Origin of the sequence: Granulimonas faecalis, from assembly GCF_022834715.1 — a bacterium.
GTDB lineage: Bacteria > Actinomycetota > Coriobacteriia > Coriobacteriales > Atopobiaceae > Granulimonas > Granulimonas faecalis.
This window is the reverse complement of the sequence record NZ_BQKC01000001.1, coordinates 457057-473923: the sequence shown is the minus strand read 5'-3', so window position 1 is coordinate 473923 and position 16867 is coordinate 457057. Positions and strand designations below refer to the sequence as shown.

The following is a 16867-nucleotide window of genomic DNA, read 5'->3' as shown; positions in this document are numbered from 1 at the left end:
GATTCTCGCACCACGGTGGTGCGCCTGCGGGGGATATCGCACCACGGTGGCGCGCCTGCATGCCCGTCACGCCGGGCGAGCCCTACTTCCGGAACCCCGTGACCTCGGTCTGGAGGTCGCAGAGGCGGGCCACGGCCCCCTGCCCCAGGTCGAGGAGGGCGTCGAGCTGGGCGCGGTCGAAGGCGATGCGCTCCCCGGTGCCCTGGACCTCCACCAATGTGCCGTCGGCACAGCCCACGAGGTTCATGTCCACCTCGGCGCGGCTGTCCTCGGAGTAGTCGAGGTCGAGGAGGCAGCGGCCGTCCACGACGCCCATGGACACGGCGGCCACCTGGCCGGTGAGGGGCAGGCGGGGGATGCGGCCGGCCCGCACCCACTCGGCGAGGGCGTCGTGGAGGGCCACCCAGGCGCCGGTGACCGAGGCGGTGCGGGTGCCCCCGTCGGCCTGGATGACGTCGCAGTCAACGGTGACGGTGACCTCGCCCAAGGCCTGCATGTTCACCACGGCCCGCAGGCTCCGGCCGATGAGGCGCTCTATCTCCATGGAGCGGCCCTTGCGGCTGCGGGTCTCCCGGCGGCTGCGGGTGGAGGTGGATGCCGGCAGCATGGCGTACTCGGCGGTGACCCACCCCTTGCGGCTCGCCTTGCGCCACCCGGGCACACCGTCCTCGATGGTGGCGGCGCAGAGCACCCGGGTGTCGCCGAACTCGGCCATGCAGCTGCCGAGGGCGTTCTTCATGACGTTGCGGGTGAGGGTGACGGGGCGAAGGTCGCCGGGTGCGCGGCCGTCGTGGCGGGGAGCGTCGAGGGTCATGGTCCTCCGATCGGGTTGTGCGGGGTTTTCGACCAGCATGCTAGCACGGGGACCGCGGGGCCTTCGCCACCAGGGGCCCACGGCCTCCGTCCCAGCGGTCGTCCCGCCACCCGGACACTTCTGTCCCAATGGTTGGGCACTTTTGTCTCAGTTTCACCTCGGCGGGCGGGCCGTCTTCTTGGCCATCCTGTCATGCGCGGCAAGAGGAGCACCCGCAGAACCTTCTACGGGTGTCGCTGGAGGCAAAAACCACCCGTAGAACGTTCCATGGGTGCCGGGACGGTTCGAGGGCACCCATGGAAGCTTCTACGGGTAGCCAAACGCCCGTAGAACGTTCTGCGGGTGCAGTGCCTGCGACCGCCCCGTAGCCCGTCACTTTGGTCGGGCCCCTCGCCCTCACAGGCCCGGCTGTGCGCTCGCCGCCCCGTGCCACCGTGGCGTCTTTGCCGAGGAATCGCGCCACCGTGGCGCATGACGGTGGGGGCCTGGCGCACCTGCCACTTCGCTTGTCTCGCGGATTGTGTAGCCCGGACATGGCGGAGGGGCCTTCGGCATGTCCGGGCCCTCCATCGACCGCGTGACCGGGGGCCGACCAAAGTGACGGCGATTCGACGGCCGAAGCGAGGCTGGGAAAAGGTGCCCGAACATTGGGACAAAAGTGTCCGGGTGGTGGGACACCCCGCCACGGCCTACAGCGGCCAGCCTTCGGATGCCAGGGCCTCGAGGTCGGCCACGTCCACGTGCTCCACGGCCTCCAGCTTGCGGCCGAAGACGTACTCGCCCGCCACGCAGAACTGCGCGAGCTCGGGCGAGGTGGTGGCGAAGTGGTACTTGGCCTGGTGGCCCTCGGGGGCGAGCTCCCCCGCCCGCCCGAGGTACTGGCGCACCTCCCGGGCGGTCTCCTCGGCCGAGCTCACGATGGTGACGCCGGGCCCCAGCACCCGCTGGTAGACCTGCTTGAGCAGGGGAAAGTGCGTGCAGCCGAGGATGACGGCGTCGATACCGTGGCCCATGAGGGGCGCGAGGTCCTCGGCGGCCACGGCCAGGGCCTCCTCGGTGTCGAGGTAGTCCTTGTCGCCCATCCAGTCCCGCCCCATGGCATGGGGCGACGCCACGGCCCGCTCCACGATCTCCACGGAGCGCGGGCTCGGCGCCTGCCACACCCGGACGCCGGCGTCCAGGGCGTGGATGGCGCGCCGGTACCGGCCGGAGTCGCAGGTGCCCTTGGTGGCGAGCACCCCCACGCGCCGGGTATGGGTGGCCTGGACCACGGCCCGGGCGCCGGGCACGATGACGCCCAGCACCGGGATGTCAAGCATGCGCTGGGCCACGGAGAGGCCGGCGGCCGTGGCGGTGTTGCAGGCCACCACGAGGAGCTTGACGTCGCGGGCGTCGAACCAGCGGGCCAGCTGGGCCACGAAGCCGCGCACCTCGTCCTGGGGGCGCTCGCCGTAGGGGCAGCGCTCGGTGTCGCCGAAGTACCGGATGGACTCGCTCGGGAGCTCCGTGGCGATGGCGCGCGCCACCGTGAGGCCACCGAGGCCCGAGTCGAACACACCGATGGGGCGCGTGTCTCCCATGGCTCTCCTCCGTACACGAAAGGGCCGGCCCTGAGGCCGGCCCGCGGAATCCCTGGTGGGCGATGAGGGGTTCGAACCCCCGGCCTTGTGCGTGTAAAGCACCTGCGCTACCGCTGCGCCAATCGCCCCCTGCGCGGCACCGGCACAGCCGGGCGTCGCGGTCCCTGAGTATACATGGCCGCTGTGGGCACCCCGTGATGGCGGCTCGGTCAAACCGCCCCATAGAGGCGGTCATAGGCCTCCCTGGCACCTTGGCCGGAGGAAACCTCCACGAGCTCGTGCCCCTTGATGAAGACCATCCCGTCGCACACGGCGTCGATCGTGTCCAGCAGATGGGAGCTCATGAGGACCCCGCGTCTCCCGTCCGCCGCCGCCCTGACCCACCCGAGCGCACGCCTGCTCCACGTGGGGTCGAGGGCGTTGAGGGGCTCGTCCAGCAGAAGGTACTTGGCGGGCGACGAGAACGCGAGGCCGAGAACCAACTGCTGCCTCATGCCCTGGGAGTAGCGAAACACCGGTTTGCGGCCCAATCCGGCGACCCCCACCGCTCCATGAGCTCCGCCGGTGAATCCTCGATACCCCAGTGGGACACGAGCAGGTCGAAATGGTCGCGGGCGTTCAGGTCCCCGTAGAGCAACGAGCCGTCACCCGGCGCATAGAACACCAGCTCCTGATAATCGCCCGTCCGGCAGCCCGGCACCCCGTCAGCCTGCACCGCGCCCCTCGCCGACCCCAGAGGGGCTCCGGCCAGGGCTTTGAGCAGTGTCGTTTTCCCGCTTCCGTTGGGCGCCACGAGGCCCAGGACCTGGCCCTCCCGCAAGGATAGGGAGGCGTCGCCGAGGACGGGGCGGCTCCCAAACGAGAGCGTGAGGTCTTCACAGGTCAGCATGGAGCACCAGCCCTTTCTGCCGCCATGCGCCTCCCCATGCGGCTGGCGCGGCGGCCCCTCACGGCCTGCCGTACCGCCACGGCCCCGACCCCCAGGACATCGAGTACGAACGACCACAGCAAGAAGGCCATCACACCCTGGTCCCACGTGCTGCCGGGAAGCTTGAGCAGCTCCTGTCCTCCGGGAGCCAGGCTGAAGAAGTCAAAGAGGGCGATGTGGGCCATCGGCTCCATATAGGCAAGCGGGACCCACCGGGTGACCGGCGACTCGCCGTCGAGGGGCACCTGCGAGCAGAGCGCCGGCACGACGCACACGACGGCACAGACCAGGGCGTTGGCGCCCAAGGCCCGGGCCAGCGAGCCGAGCGCCACCACAAAGGCGGTCAACGCGCACCAGAGCACCGCCAAACGGACGAGCGCCGCCCCCACCGTCAGGCGGTCGACGTGCCCATCCACAATGGAGAAGACCGGGTATGCCGGGTCTCCCCACCCGTTCAGCACGGTAAGCGTCAGGGCGATCGGCACAACCGCCGCAACCGTCAGCAACAGGGCCACCACGAAGGCCAGGAACAGCGAGCGCAGGAACGTGCCCAACGGAGGCATCGGCTGCTGGGAAAGGAGACGCCCCTTGTCCGCAAGCCTCCCTACGGCAAAGACGGCCACCGCCCCCGGGAGGGCCCAATACACGGCGGGCAGCCATGTTGCCTGGTACACAAGGTAGAGAGAGGCCGGCACCTCCCGGACCTGCGAGGTCACCTGACGGTCCTCAAGACCCGCGAGCGCCTCATAGGAGGAGGCCCAGAGGCTCCTCTGCGCATAATCCGACGCCGTCGCCCCGGGCCACACCGGCAGCAACGTGCGCGCATCAAAAAGACGGAGGGCAGCCAGCGCATCGATTTGGGCGTCTGCATCCGCCGCCATAACTGCCTCCTGGCGCAACGCCTCCCGCCGACGGTAGGCATCCAGCAGCTTTGGGTCCACGCCGTCGTGAGAGCCCACTATCTCGAACTCGGTTGTCTCGGCAACGCCTTGGATGTCATAGGAGAGCCCCATCTCGGTTGCCGGGTAGTTCTGGATGAACGCAGAAAAGAGAAAGAGCGCCAGGAACAGGAGGGCGCCCCAGAGAACCCGCATCGATAGGACAGCCTTCAAACAGACAAGCGACGGCCAACGGCCCATGGTGCACCCCCGTAAAGCGCGACGACACGACAAATCAATGCCGTGCCGTCTTTGATTCCTATATATTTACCAATGCATCGGATATTCTTATGATATGGTCTCGTCCTCTCATTTCAGTCTGAAATATATAGATGGATGCCAAACGGTCGTTATCGTGGTGTGAACGATTAAAAACACTTAGCTCTCAGCTCGATTGTGTCGGTTGGAACAATTTCCACGCCGCGCGGGACCGGGGCCCCGCCCCACCCACAGCATCCCCAAGCGGGGGCAACGGCCGCTGTGGGCACCCCGTGGTGGCGGCCAGCAAACGGGCCGCACCCGCGCGCGCCCCTGCCATACTTGGACCCATGGACACCATCACCCTGGGAGAGCTCGCCTCCCTCCTCGACCAGCACCGCCTCGACGCCGCCCTGGAGGGCGACCCCTCCGTGGCCGTGGCCGGTGCCGCCTGTGACTCGCGCCAGGTGACCCCCGGAAACATCTTCGTCTGCAAGGGGGCGGCCTTCAGGCCGGAGTTCCTCTCGGCCGCCCTCGAGGCAGGGGCCGCGGCCTACCTCTGCACGCCGGACGCGGCCCCGGGGTTCGCCGCCGTGGCCCCGGACGTGCCCCGCATCCTCTGCGCCGACATCCGCCCCGCCATGGCATGGGTCTCCAAGGCCGCCTGGGGAAGCCCCGACCGCGACCTGCAGATCGTGGGCATCACCGGCACCAAAGGCAAGTCCACCACGGCCTACCTGCTGCAGATGCTCCTCGACGCCGCGGGGCCCGAGCCCTGCGCCATCTTTGGCACCCACGCCATCTTTGACGGCACGGGCACCTTTGAGAGCGCCAACACCACCCCGGAGCCGCCCGACCTCTGGCGCCACCTGGCCAACGCCCGCCGCTCCGGCCTCAGGCGCGTGGTCATGGAGGTCTCCAGCCAGGCCCTCAAGTACGACCGCGTGCTGGGCCTCTCGCTCTCGGTGGCGTGCTTCCTCAACATCGGCAACGACCACGTCTCTCCCGTGGAGCATCCCAGCTTCGAGGACTACCTGTCCGCCAAGCTGCGCATCTTCGAGCTGGCCGACCGCTGCGTCGTCAACCTCTCCGGCGACCACGCCGACGAGGCTCTCGCGGCCGCCCGGGCCCGCGGCGCCGAGGTGACCACCTTCTCCCTGGACGACCCCGCGGCAGACGTCTGCGCCACCGCCGTGGCGCCCGCCGCCCACGGCATGGACTTCACCTGCCGCACCCCCAAATGGACCCGCGACGTCTACCTGAGCCTCCTTGGCGAGCACAACGTGGAGGACGCCCTGGCGGCCGTGGCCTGCGCCCGGGCCGTGGGCGTGGAGGACCCGGCCGCCCTCGACGCCCTGGCCGACGCCCACGTGCCCGGGCGCATGGAGGTGCGCCCCACGGCCGACGGCTCCATCGTCACCATCGTGGACTACGCCCACAACGACATCTCCTACCGGCGGTTCTTCGATACCGTGGACGAGTTCTTCCCCGGCGCCTACAAGGTGGCGTTCTTCGGCGTCTCCGGCGGCAAGGCCCTCGACCGCTACCGGGACCTGCCGGCCATCGGCTCGCGCCGCGCCGACTACGTGGTCCTCACATCGGACGACCCCGGCCCCGAGGACCCGGCCGAGCTCTGCCACAAGATCGCCGCCAACCTGGCCCCGGGCACCCCCCATGCGGAGGAACCCGACCGCGAGGCCGCCTGCGAGCTCGCCTTCGCCCACGCCCGCGCCCACGTGGCCGAGCACGGCGGCCGCACGGTGGTGTGCGCCCTGGGCAAGGGAGCAGAGACCGAGATGCGTATCGGCAACGAGGACGTGTCCTACGAGCCCGACGGCGCCCACCTGGCCCGGCTCGTGGCCGCCTACGACGCCGAGGCCCCACAGGCCCGCTAGACCCGACGGACACCGGGCCCGCCCGGCACCCCGTCACGTAAAAGCGCGCCCCGACCGCCATGGCCGGGGCGCGCTTTTCTAAAGACCTGGAGGGGCGGACCGGTGCGGTGCCCGGCCCCTAGCCGCGCCTGGGGAGCAGTATCCAGCAGAACAGCAGGACGAGCAGGCCCACCGTCACAAGGGCCAGGGGCGCCACGAACGCGGGGTCGCCGAGGACCGGGACGAGCTGCGCGACGCCGGTCCCGCCGTCACCGCCGGCCGGGCCGTCGGGGTCGACCGGGTCGCCCGTGCCCGGACCCGGCAGCACCGGGTCCTCCCCGTCCACCGGGGTCTTCACCACGACCTCGTTCGACGGGTCGGGGTCGGTGGGGTCGCCCTCGTCGTCGGTACGCACCACCGTGGCCACGTTGCGCCACGCGGTGGGCTCGGACACCTCGGGCACCGTCACCTGGAAGCTCACGGTACGGGATTCCCCCGCCGCCAGAACTCCCAGCTCCCAACGGACGACGCCGCCCGCGACGGAGGCACCGTCGGAAGCGGAGCCCTCCACGAGGGTCAGGCCCTCGGGCACCTCGTCGGTCACCACCACGTCGCGGGCCGGGCCCTCGCCGTCGTTGGTCACCGTCATGCGGTAGGTCACCACGTCACCGGAACCCACGTCGAGGGTGTCGCCGGTGAAGCCACCCTCCCCCACGGCCTGCTCCTTGACGATGGAGAGCTCGGGCGGGGCGGGGCGGGTCCCACGCACGTTCACGAAGTCGGCCCGGTGGGTGCCGTCGGCCTCCACGACCACGTCATGGGTGCCGGAGGCCGGATAGGTGTAGTAGCCGTCCCCGTTGGCCTCGCGCTCGGTGACGGTGGCCACGCACCCCTCGGGCAGACCCTGGACCACAAGCTCCTCGCCGTGGTGCAGGGGCAGCACGTCGCCGCTCCTGACCAGGCCGGCCCGGTCGCGGCCGTAGTAGTGGAAGGAGTCGGTCAACTCGTTGCCGTCGCTATCGTGGAGGCGCACCTCGAAGTTGAAGTTGCGCAGGTAGTCCTCGGGGGCAAGGCCGTCGCCCTCCACCGTCTTTGACAGCACCAGGCTGCCGGTGGCGGGCAGGGCCGGGTCGCGGTCGGTGACCACCACGGTGTTGATGAGGGAGAACAGCCCCGTTATGTCCATGTCGCCCAGGTCGTCGGCCTCGGCGGTGGAGTAGAACGGGTCGTCGGGGTCGTCGTGCTCGTGGAGGTTCTGCTGCACCCGGGTGCGCACGTAGCCGGTGTCGGTGACGAAGAACGGGCTGTAGTTCTTGCCGCCGTCCTCGTCGGACAGGCCGTAGTCCACCACGGCGTTGATGCCGTAATGGAGGTTCAGGGAGCGCACCTGGTCGTCGGTGCCCGGCAGCACCGTGTCGGCCCATCCGTCCATGGCGAAGGAGCCGGAGGGCTGACCCTGGGCGAAGGCGGTGATGTCGCGCAGGGTGATGTTGACGGCCCCGTCGGAGGCGTACTTGACCATGGTCTTGACGAGCTTGCCCACGCCGGCCATGACGGTGACGCCGTCGTCGGCCTCACCGGCGTCGGCGTAGATGGAGTAGACGCCGGCCTGGACCTCGACGATCTGGGGGTTGAGCTCGCAGCCCTCAGGGGCGGAGACCTCGCGCAGGTAGTAGGTGCGGGCCTCGCCGTCGTGGCGGGTGTCGGGCCAGGTCATGTCCCCGTAGCCGCCGTGGTCCCCGGCGGCCTTGTGGCCCTCGTGGGGCTCGAAGACAAGCATGCCGTCGGTGCCGTCGAGGGTGGCCGTAGTGCCCTGGGACAGGGCCCGGGCCGGGTCGTTGGCCTCGGCATCTGCCCGGGACCCGTACAGGGCGAAGACCGCGCCGTTCCTGGGGGTGCCGGTCTGGTCGACCTTCATGACGCGGAGCTCGCGCTGCTCGTTGGGGATGTAGATGCGCGAGCGGAAGTCGCGGATGAACTGGCGGATGTCCAGGGAGCAGTAGCCGCGTTGGAGGTAGTCCTCGGGATCTGGGTCGATGGCGTCGACGATGGCGTCGAGGGAGTCCGGGGAGCCCGAGCCGTCGGCGTCGAGGGTCTCGGCCACCTTGGCCCCCAGAGCGGCGTAGCGCTCGGAGGAGTCCATGGCCGCCACCGTCTCACGGCTCACGCCGAGGGCCCGGGCCAAGGCGTCGGGCTTGATGATGGCGTAGAAGTTGCGCATGTCGCCGGTCTCGGGGTTCTTGAGCAGGTAGCGGTCGGCCCGGCCGGGCAGGTTCTCGAGGAGGGCCTGGAGCCTCTGGGTCTCGTCATCCCAGGTAAAGTACCAGCCCGAGGCGTGGGTGCCGTCACGCTCGGCGTTGTGGACGGCCGCCATCTGCATGAGGGCGCCCCGGAGGGTCACCTGGCGGGCCTGGCGCTTGAACTCCTCGTAGCCCACCCGGTCCTCGGAGTACTCCACGGCCTGGAACCCCGTGAGGTTATCGCCGTAGAGGGGCAGCCAGCGCTCCTCGCCGGCAGGGGTGGTGGAGCGCAGCATCGGCACCGCCACCACGAGGCCGTCGGCCTGGTCGGCCACGGGCACCGGGTCGGACCCGGGAATCTGGGTGACCAGGCCGCCGTCCTCGCCGATCTGGCCGTAGTAGACCTCGGCGTTGTTGCCGGTGACGCGGCTGATGAAGCTCGCGTAGGCGCCGGTCTGGTAGCGATTGTTGACCACGAGCATGGTGTACTGCGGCTCGAAGCGCAGCAGCAGGTCCTGGGGGGTCGACTTGTAGCCCGCAGGTGCCTTGGTCTCCCGAAGGATGTAGAGCAGGCCGTCGCCCGTCTCGGCGTCGTAGCGGTCGGAGAAGTTGAAGGGGTCGGCCTGGGCCTGGGTCGCCCGGGGCTCGGGGTCCTCGAAACGTGCCACGCCGTCATCGTCGGTGACCAGGTGCGTGAGGGGGCCGCCCACGACCTCGACGTCGTCGAGGCCGAAGGTGGAGGAGTTCTCCTGGGTGGGGACGGTGCCGTCGGAGGGCCTGACCGCATAGAGGTCGAACTCGGCGCCGGCAAGGGGGTTGCCGTACTGGTCGACCTTGTAGATCTGCTGATAGAGGGCAGGCTGGAGGTTGAAGCGCAGGGCGATGGACGAGTCGTAGTTGCCGCGCTCGAGGTAGAACATCTTGAGGGTGTGGCTCGTGTTGGAGGCGAAGGTGTCGCCGTTCCAGCGCACTGCGTCACCGTGGCCGGCGGCCTCGAACGCGGCCTTGATGGTGGTGGAGTCCGTGGCGGCGGCGGCCGGGTCGTCGGGGATGCCGTGGAAGTCGAAGGCAGGGCCCATGTGCACCTCGCCGGTGGCGAAGTCGATGGTGCCGTAGACCTCGGAGTGGATGCCGCCCAGGTCGAGGACGAGGACGTCGTCGATGAAGACCCAGACGTCGTCGTCACCTTCGAACTCGAAGGTCATGGGGTTCGCGCCCACCTTGCCGTCCACGGGCTGGCGGAAGGTGGTCTCCACAGTCATACCCAGGTGGTGGTCCACCGGCTCGGCGTTGCCCTGGTTGTTGGCGTTGAGGACGTTCTGGAGCGAGCCGTCGGCACCGAGGGTGAAGGCCTTCTCGGCGCTGTTGAACGGGAAGAAGTTGCCCACGGAGCCCTTGTCGTCGGTGCGCAGGCCCGCCGGGGCGTCGTAGAGGGTGAAGTGGCCGGCGCTGTCCTCGGTGGGGTCGGCCGTGAACTCGGCGAAGTTCCGGCGCATGTTGTAGAAGTAGTAGCCTTGGTCGTCCATCTGGAAGAGACCGGTGACGTTCTTGTAGGACTCCTTGCCGGCGCAGTCCTGGTCGGGGTCGAACAGGTACTGGAGCGAGCGCACGGACTCCGGGAGATCGTAGCCCTCGCCGTCCTTGAAGTTCACCACGGAGCTGTTCTCGAGCGCCGTCTTGATGGCGGCGGTGCTCGGGTCGGGGTCGTTGCCGATCCCGGAGAAGTTCACGTTGCCGGTGCCGTTGGCCACGGAGAGGGCCTGGGCCTGGACCACACGGTCGATGTTGCGGCCCCATACCGGGTGGAAGAGGCCGTTGTCGGCGGTGTTTGTGAGGTTGGAGATGTAGAGGGGGCCGGCGTTGCCGTAGAACGACTGGTTCTTCACCCAGGCGGTGTCGCCCGTCGCGTCGCTGTAGGACCCGTCGTTGACGTCGAGGCCGATCTCGGGGGAGGCGCTCACCACGGGGAAGCCCGTGGCGGAGAGCGCGGGCTCCACGATGCCCTGCATGCCGGCGTTCTCGCGGGCGATCTGGCCGTAGTTCTCCACGAGGCCCTGGTTCCAGTAGCCGAGGTGACGCATGCCGTCACCAAACAGGAGCAGGCGCCCGTAGTTGATGGAGTCAGGGTTTGCGAGCCATGTGTCGTAGTTGACCTTGGGCGTGGCACTGCCGGTGGTGCCCAGGGTGTCGGTGCCGGCCATGGCACCGGCGCCGGTCGCGCCGGCGCTGTAGTTGAAGAGGTTGACCGTGGTGCTCTCGGGGTCGAGGCTCGGGACCACGTGGGAGGCCAGCTCCTCCGCTGTGACCGCCGCCCGTGCCGGTACGGCCGGGAGGAGGGAGAGTGCCACGGAGAGGGCAACAAGGGTCAGGACGGCGACCCTGAAGGGCCGGGAAACGGGTCTTTTGAGCATCGTTTCGCCTCCGATGGATCCAGGATTATCGACACATACTTTATTCTCACTTTCAGATAATAATAAAGCAACCCAAAATAAGCCAAATAATCATGGCCCTCAAGGGCCATGATCGCGGGCTCGAAGCCATCTCCTTTTTTGGCGGAGCCGATTCCCGACAGGCCGCCGCGACCCTAGGGACGCTCGCCGGGCCGCTCCTGGGCCGGGTCGCGCGCCACGACGGCCCAGGTGAGCACGGCACCCGCGGCCACCAGGGCGGCAAAGACCCAGAACACCGCCTGGAACCCCGCCATGAACCACTCGGGATGGGCGGCCTCGAAGGAGGTCTGGGGGGCGCCTGCCGCCCGCCCCATGGCCCCGTAGAGCACGGCAGAGCCGAACGTGACCCCCAGGGCCATGCCCAGGGTCCTGAAAAGCGCCGCGATGGAGCTTGCAAAACCCAGCTGGCCCTCGTCCACGCTGCCCATGACGAGGGAGTTGTTGGGGGCCTGGAAGAGCCCCACCCCCACGCTGGCGAGGCCGAGCACGCACACCACGAGCCAGAGCGGCGTGGACAGCCCGAGGAAAGCCACGGCGGCCAGGCCCGCGGCGTAGACCGTGAGGCCCACGGCCGTGGGACGCCCGCAGCCCACCCGGTCCGACAGGGCGCCGGCCACCGGCCCGAGGATGCCCGAGACCACCGGCATGACCATGATGGCCAGGCCCGCCGCCGCGGCGTCGAGCCCGCGGGCGTCCTGCAGATAGAACGGCACGATGTACTCGCTCATGCCCACGGCGAGGAAGCTCGCGAACATGGTGGCGAGGTTCACGTCGAACGCCGGGTTGCGGAAGCTGTCGAGGCAGATCAGGGGGTCGGCGCACCGGCGCTCGCGCACGACGAAGGCGCATAGCAGGAGCGCCCCGCAGGCGAGGAGAGCCACGGTGGCCGGTGACGGGTGCGTGGTCACGAACGTGAGGCCCGAGGTGAGGGCGAGCACGGCCGCGGCCACGAGGACGGCGCCGGGCGTGTCGAAGGGCCGGTCCGAGGGCGCGGGGGCGTCGTCGGGCAGCGTCATGCGGCCCAGCACCAGGCAGAGCACGCCGAACGGCACGCTCATGGGAAAGACCCAGTGCCAGCCGGCCGTGGTGACCACGAACCCGCCTACGGTGGGGCCGCACATGAGGCCCAGGGAGACCGCCGTGGCCACGACGCCCAGGGCGCGGCCGCGCTCGTCCGACGGAAACGCCTCGGTCACGATGCCCATGTTGGTGGCGAGGGCGAACCCGGCCCCCACGGCCTGCACGGCGCGGGCGGCGATGAGGGGGACGAGCCCCTGGGTGAGGCCGCACAGGAGGGAGCCCACCGTGAACACGAGCACGCCCGCCTCGAAGAACCGGACCTTGCCCAGGCGGTCGCCCAGGGCGCCCACCACGGGCATGACGGCGCACATGACGAAGAGGTACGCCGTTGACACCAGCTGCACCGAGTCCATGGCCACACCCAGCTCCCGCTGGATGGAGGGCATGGCCACGTTGACGGTGGACCCGTTGAGCGTTGACATGAACGACATGATCGCCACCGTGCCGAGCACGGCCCAGCGGTTGCCCGCGGCCTTCCCCATGAAGATCCCTCCCACAGAAAAACCCGCCATCACCGTTGGGGCGATGATGACGGGTTCGCATCCGTTACCCCGGGCGTGCCGCCCGGCCTTGGGGCCAGTGTAGGGCCGCCCCCCTTAGAAGTCCACGTCGATGTCGTAGTAGACGCACTTGAGGAGCTTCTCCATCTCCTCCTGGGTGGGGATGCGCGGGTTGGAGCCGGTGCAGGCGTCGCCGATGGCGAGCTCGGCCACCTGGGGCAGCTTCTCCAGGAACTCGGCCTCGTCGATGATGGAGGTCTCGGCCGGCAGGCCGCCCTCGCCGTAGTACTTGATGGCCTGCGGGATGTTGAGCTCGTCGTTCATGTGGCGCAGCTCGGCCACGAGGGAGGCCACGAGCTCCTCGGTGGTGTCGCCGGACAGGTGCAGCCTGCGGGCGATGTCGGCGTAGCGCTCGGCGGCGCGCGGGTCGCGGGCGTTGTACTGGATCACGCGGGGCAGGTACATGGCGTTGGCCGCACCGTGGATGATGTGGCCGCCGGAGAAGGCGGCGCCGGTCTTGTGGGCCATGGAGTGCACGATGCCGAGCAGCGCGTTGGAGAAGGCCATGCCGGCCAGGCACTGGGCGTCGTGCATCTGGCGGCGGGCCTCCTTGTCGCCCTCGTAGGACTTGACCAGCCAGTCGTGGATGAGCTCGATGGACCACACGGCGTCGGCGTCGGTGAAGTTGCAGGCGGCGGTGGAGACGTAGGCCTCGATGGAGTGGGTCATGGCGTCCATGCCGGTGTGGGCGCAGAGCTTGGCCGGCATGGTGTAGGCGATCTCGGGGTCCACGACGGCGACGTCGGGGGTGATGTTGAAGTCGGCCAGCGGGTACTTGACGCCCTTGGCGTAATCGGTGATCACCGAGAAGGCCGTGACCTCGGTGGCGGTGCCGGAGGTGGAGGGGATGGCGCAGAACTTGGCCTTGGTGCGCAGGGTGGGGAAGTTGAAGGGGATGCAGAGGTCATCGAAGGTGACGTCGGGGTACTCGTAGAAAGCCCACATGGCCTTGGCGGCGTCGATGGGGCTGCCGCCGCCGATGGCCACGATCCAGTCGGGCTGGAACTCGGTCATGGCCGCAGCGCCGCGCATGACGGTCTCGACGGAGGGGTCGGGCTCGACACCCTCGAACAGCAGGGTCTCCATGCCGGCCTCCTGCAGGTACTTCTCGGTGCGCTCGAGGAAGCCGCCGCGCCGCATGGAGCCGCCGCCGGTGACGATGACGGCCTTGGAGCCCTTGAGGCCCTTGAGCTGCTCGAGGGCCCCCTCGCCATGGAAGATGTCGCGGGGCAGGGTGAACTGAGCCATGGGTGAATCCTCCCAATCGCTGTGGGGGCGCCTGTTGCCCCCGGTTGCAAGATGACGGGCGCCGGGCGCCCGATGAAGCCTCGGCCGTGCGGCCCGCACGGACCGCATCAGGGCGATAGTTTATATCCCTCAGTGGGGGGCGCCTGTGAAAAGCGGTTCGCCGAAAACACGGGTCTGCCCATGGTCCAAAGGATTATAATTAGTGGTTCTCCGGCCTCGGGACCTAGCGGATGCGCTCCACGCTCACCCGGGAGGCGAGCTCGTCCACGCGGGCGAAGTCGCCGAGCCCCGGGCAGAGCGCCACGTTGGCGCCGGTGGCCATGGCCCGCACGAGGGCACCCTCCACGTTGGAACGGTCGTCGTACCAGGCCGACAGGAACGCCCCCAGGGTGCCGTCGCCGGCGCAGGCCGTCTGGAACGGCTCGATCCTGGCGGCGCCGCACCTCCACACGCCCTCCCCGTCTGTGAAGTAGGCCCCCTTGCCGCCCATGGTGAGCAGCACGCTCTTGGCGCCGGCCGCCACCACCTCGTCGAGGGCCGCCACGGCGCTGGCGTCGTCGACGACGTCCAGGCCAAAGATGTCGCGGAGCTCGTCGTCGTTGGGCTTGATGAGCAGGGGCCCGCGCCCCACGAGGTTCTTGAGGTGGGCGCTGGAGACGTCGAGCACGAACTCGGCGCCGCGCTCCTCGAGGACGTCGAGCAGGCGGTCGTAGAAGCCGCCGTCCATGAGGGGCGAGAGGGACCCCGAGACCACCAGGCAGGTAAGGTCGGGCAGGGCGCGCACGAGCTCGAGCATCTCGTCCTGCTTCTCCAGGGGCACGGGCGCACCGGCGCCGGGCATGGTGTACTCCACCTCGCCGGCGCGCACGAGCACGGTGATGCGGGTCGTCCCCTCCACGTAGACGGGCTCCACGGGACACACCTTGCGGGCCCCCTCCACGATGTAGTCACCGGTGAAGCCGGCGAAGAAGCCCAGGATGCAGGAGGGAGAGCCGTAGTGCTCGAGGGTGAACGACACGTTGAGGCCCTTGCCGTTGGGCGAGTAGTCGGCGGCCCCCACGCGGTTGACGGCGTCGGGCACGAGGGCGCCGTCGTTGGTGGTGACGTTCATGTCGATGGCCGGGTTGGTGGTGAGGGTGTGGATCACGGGAGGCGTTCCTTTCTATAGAAGAGGGCCCGGCATACGGGTGATGCCGGGCCCTGGGGTCTCGCGGGTGGTGCTGGCCGTCCGGGGTTAGGCGGCGTTGGGGGTGGTGCCGGTGCCCACGCCCTCGGAGCGGCGCTCACGGTCGTACTGGGACTTCTTGAAGAGCACGAAGAGCATGCCGCCGACCACGGAGCCGATCAGGATGGCCCCGATCCAGGCGATGGGGTTCTCGACCACGGGGAGCACGAGGAAGCCGCCGTGGGGGGCCGGGACGTGCACGCCCAGCATGAGGGTCAGGATGGCCGCGATGGAGCTGGAGAGCATCATGATGGGCATCACGGGCCAGATGTTCTTGGTCATGAAGGGGATGGCGCCCTCGGTGATGTGGGTGCAGCCGAGGATGAAGTTCACCAGGCCGGCGTCGCGGTCCTCCTGGGTGAAGTACTTGCGGCCCACGACGGTGGCGAAGGTGGTCACCAGGGGCGGGGCGATGCAGGCGGCGGACACGGCGGCCATGAAGGCGGTGCCGGAGACGTACTCGGGGGTGCCCACGCCGGCGGCGAGGCCGGTGCCGAGCAGGGCGGTGCCGGTGACGTAGGCGGCCTTGTTCACGGGGCCACCCATGTCAAAGGCGCACATGCAGCCGATGGCGAGGCCGAGGACGATGGGGCTGGCGGTCTGCAGGCTGGCAAGGAAGCCCATCATGCCCTCGTTGATGGCCACCATGGGGCCGGAGATGGCGAGCATGGCGAGGCCGGTGATGAGGGTGGAGCACAGGGGGTAGAGGAAGATCGCCTTGAGGCCGTTGAGGTTCTCGGGCAGGCGGGAGAAGGCCTTCTTGAGGCCCTCGATGACGTAACCGGCGAGGAAACCGCCGATGATGCCGCCGAGGAAGCCGAAGCCCACGCCGGCGCCGCCGGCGTCGATGAGGCCGGTCTCGGCGTTGACGGGCAGACCGGTGATGGCGATCATGCCGGCCACGAAGCCGGGCACGAGGCCGGGACGGCCGGCGATGGACTCGGCGATGTAGGCGGCGAGCACGGGTACCATGAGGTTCATGGCGATGCCGCCGATGGTCTTGAGCATGGCGGCGAAGGCGTTGTAGTCGGCCGCGGTGGAGTCGAAGCTCGTGATGCCCCAGAGGAAGGAGACGGCGGTGAGGACGCCGCCGGCCACCACGAACGGCAGCATGTGGCTGACGCCGTTCATGAGGTGCTTGTAGATCTCCTGGCCGATACCGCCCTTCTCGAAGCCGTGGTTGTCCATGGCCAGCTCCTCGTCGGAGGGCACGGAGGCGCCGGCGTTGGCGGGCTTGGCCACGAGGGCACGGTCGATGAGGCCGGCCGGGTCCTTGATGCCGGCGGTCACGCCGGCCATGACCATGGGTTTGGAGGTGAAACGGCCCTCGTCGACGTTGACGTCGGCCGCGATGACCACGGCCTTGGCGTTGGCGATGTCCTCGGCGGTGATGGCGTTCTTGACGCCCTCCTGGCCGTGGGTCTCCACCTTGATGGTGAGGCCCTTGGCCTTGGCAGCCTGCTCGAGGCCCTCCTTGGCCATGAAGGTGTGGGCGATGCCGGTGGGGCAGCCCGTGCACGCGAGGATGTCGTAGTGCTCAGCCATGCGTACTCCTCTCTTCTTCCTACTCTCTACTCTCGCCGCGGGGCGGCGCCTTCCGAGTGGTGCGGGGTCCGCGACTGGCTCCGCGCCGCCCCTCTCGTTGCGACCATTGAACGGCACCTGAGAAAATCATTGAAGATTTCTGCAAGGCGAGCGGTAGTTTTGGAAGCGTGGACGGTAGTTTTGATTA

Annotated in this window: 11 protein-coding genes and 1 tRNA gene; 1 reads left to right on the top strand and 11 read right to left on the bottom strand. The window is 69.0% G+C overall.

Going from position 1 to position 16867, the window contains the following annotated elements; translation table 11 throughout:
• Positions 1-82: 82 nt before the first annotated feature.
• The 6 genes from rph to OR600_RS02115 form a co-directional block, all read right to left on the bottom strand.
• Positions 83-814 (bottom strand): ribonuclease PH, encoded by a 732-nt coding sequence (rph, locus tag OR600_RS02140; RefSeq protein WP_135978078.1) that lies wholly within the window; start codon positions 812-814, stop codon positions 83-85.
• Positions 815-1503: 689 nt separating this feature from the next.
• Entirely contained in the window at positions 1504-2394 is an 891-nt protein-coding gene (murI, locus tag OR600_RS02135) for a glutamate racemase (protein ID WP_265590571.1), read from the bottom strand.
• 53 nt (positions 2395-2447) lie between these two features.
• Positions 2448-2522 (bottom strand) — tRNA-Val (locus OR600_RS02130).
• 81 nt (positions 2523-2603) lie between these two features.
• Positions 2604-2888: a P-loop NTPase family protein gene (locus OR600_RS02125; protein WP_265590570.1), complete on the bottom strand. Its 285-nt coding sequence runs from the start codon at positions 2886-2888 to the stop codon at positions 2604-2606.
• On the bottom strand, positions 2885-3283 hold the full coding sequence (locus OR600_RS02120) for an ABC transporter ATP-binding protein (RefSeq protein WP_265590569.1): 399 nt from the start codon (positions 3281-3283) through the stop codon (positions 2885-2887). The genes OR600_RS02125 and OR600_RS02120 overlap by 4 nt, the downstream gene beginning before the upstream one ends.
• Positions 3277-4461 carry a hypothetical protein gene (locus OR600_RS02115; protein ID WP_135978081.1) on the bottom strand — a complete coding sequence of 395 codons (1185 nt, stop codon included), beginning with the start codon at positions 4459-4461 and terminating at the stop codon, positions 3277-3279. Before OR600_RS02115 ends, OR600_RS02120 begins: the two co-directional genes overlap by 7 nt.
• 347 nt (positions 4462-4808) lie before the next feature.
• Between OR600_RS02115 and OR600_RS02110 the strand changes: the two genes are divergently transcribed.
• Positions 4809-6353 carry a Mur ligase family protein gene (locus OR600_RS02110; protein WP_135978082.1) on the top strand — a complete coding sequence of 515 codons (1545 nt, stop codon included), beginning with the start codon at positions 4809-4811 and terminating at the stop codon, positions 6351-6353.
• A gap of 118 nt (positions 6354-6471) precedes the next feature.
• Here OR600_RS02110 and OR600_RS02105 read toward each other — a convergent pair whose 3' ends face one another.
• The 5 genes from OR600_RS02105 to OR600_RS02085 all read right to left on the bottom strand — a co-directional run bounded on the left by OR600_RS02105 (position 6472) and on the right by OR600_RS02085 (position 16680).
• Positions 6472-10983 (bottom strand): DUF7601 domain-containing protein, encoded by a 4512-nt coding sequence (locus OR600_RS02105; RefSeq protein WP_265590568.1) that lies wholly within the window; start codon positions 10981-10983, stop codon positions 6472-6474.
• Positions 10984-11156: 173 nt separating this feature from the next.
• The gene (locus OR600_RS02100) at positions 11157-12584 is read right to left on the bottom strand and encodes an MFS transporter (protein ID WP_251164023.1); all 1428 of its coding nucleotides are present in this window, start codon (positions 12582-12584) and stop codon (positions 11157-11159) included.
• Between the two features lie 114 nt (positions 12585-12698).
• Complete coding sequence (locus OR600_RS02095; RefSeq protein WP_265590567.1) at positions 12699-13910, bottom strand: iron-containing alcohol dehydrogenase; 1212 nt, start codon at positions 13908-13910, stop codon at positions 12699-12701.
• 223 nt (positions 13911-14133) lie between these two features.
• Positions 14134-15057 (bottom strand): 1-phosphofructokinase family hexose kinase, encoded by a 924-nt coding sequence (locus OR600_RS02090; RefSeq protein WP_265590566.1) that lies wholly within the window; start codon positions 15055-15057, stop codon positions 14134-14136.
• An 87-nt stretch (positions 15058-15144) separates the two neighbouring features.
• Positions 15145-16680, bottom strand: coding sequence for a PTS fructose transporter subunit IIC (locus OR600_RS02085; RefSeq protein WP_251164022.1), 1536 nt, complete (start codon positions 16678-16680; stop codon positions 15145-15147).
• Positions 16681-16867 lie beyond the last annotated feature (187 nt).

Bases quoted from the DNA above. Each gene is read 5' to 3' on its own strand.
- OR600_RS02125 (WP_265590570.1), bottom strand. From the start codon at position 2,888: ATGAGGCAGCAGTTGGTTCTCGGCCTCGCGTTCTCGTCGCCCGCCAAG.
- rph (WP_135978078.1), bottom strand. From the start codon at position 814: ATGACCCTCGACGCTCCCCGCCACGACGGCCGCGCACCCGGCGACCTT.
- OR600_RS02110 (WP_135978082.1), top strand. From the start codon at position 4,809: ATGGACACCATCACCCTGGGAGAGCTCGCCTCCCTCCTCGACCAGCAC.
- OR600_RS02105 (WP_265590568.1), bottom strand. From the start codon at position 10,983: ATGCTCAAAAGACCCGTTTCCCGGCCCTTCAGGGTCGCCGTCCTGACC.
- OR600_RS02115 (WP_135978081.1), bottom strand. From the start codon at position 4,461: ATGGGCCGTTGGCCGTCGCTTGTCTGTTTGAAGGCTGTCCTATCGATG.
- OR600_RS02120 (WP_265590569.1), bottom strand. From the start codon at position 3,283: ATGCTGACCTGTGAAGACCTCACGCTCTCGTTTGGGAGCCGCCCCGTC.
- OR600_RS02085 (WP_251164022.1), bottom strand. From the start codon at position 16,680: ATGGCTGAGCACTACGACATCCTCGCGTGCACGGGCTGCCCCACCGGC.
- murI (WP_265590571.1), bottom strand. From the start codon at position 2,394: ATGGGAGACACGCGCCCCATCGGTGTGTTCGACTCGGGCCTCGGTGGC.
- OR600_RS02095 (WP_265590567.1), bottom strand. From the start codon at position 13,910: ATGGCTCAGTTCACCCTGCCCCGCGACATCTTCCATGGCGAGGGGGCC.
- OR600_RS02100 (WP_251164023.1), bottom strand. From the start codon at position 12,584: ATGGGGAAGGCCGCGGGCAACCGCTGGGCCGTGCTCGGCACGGTGGCG.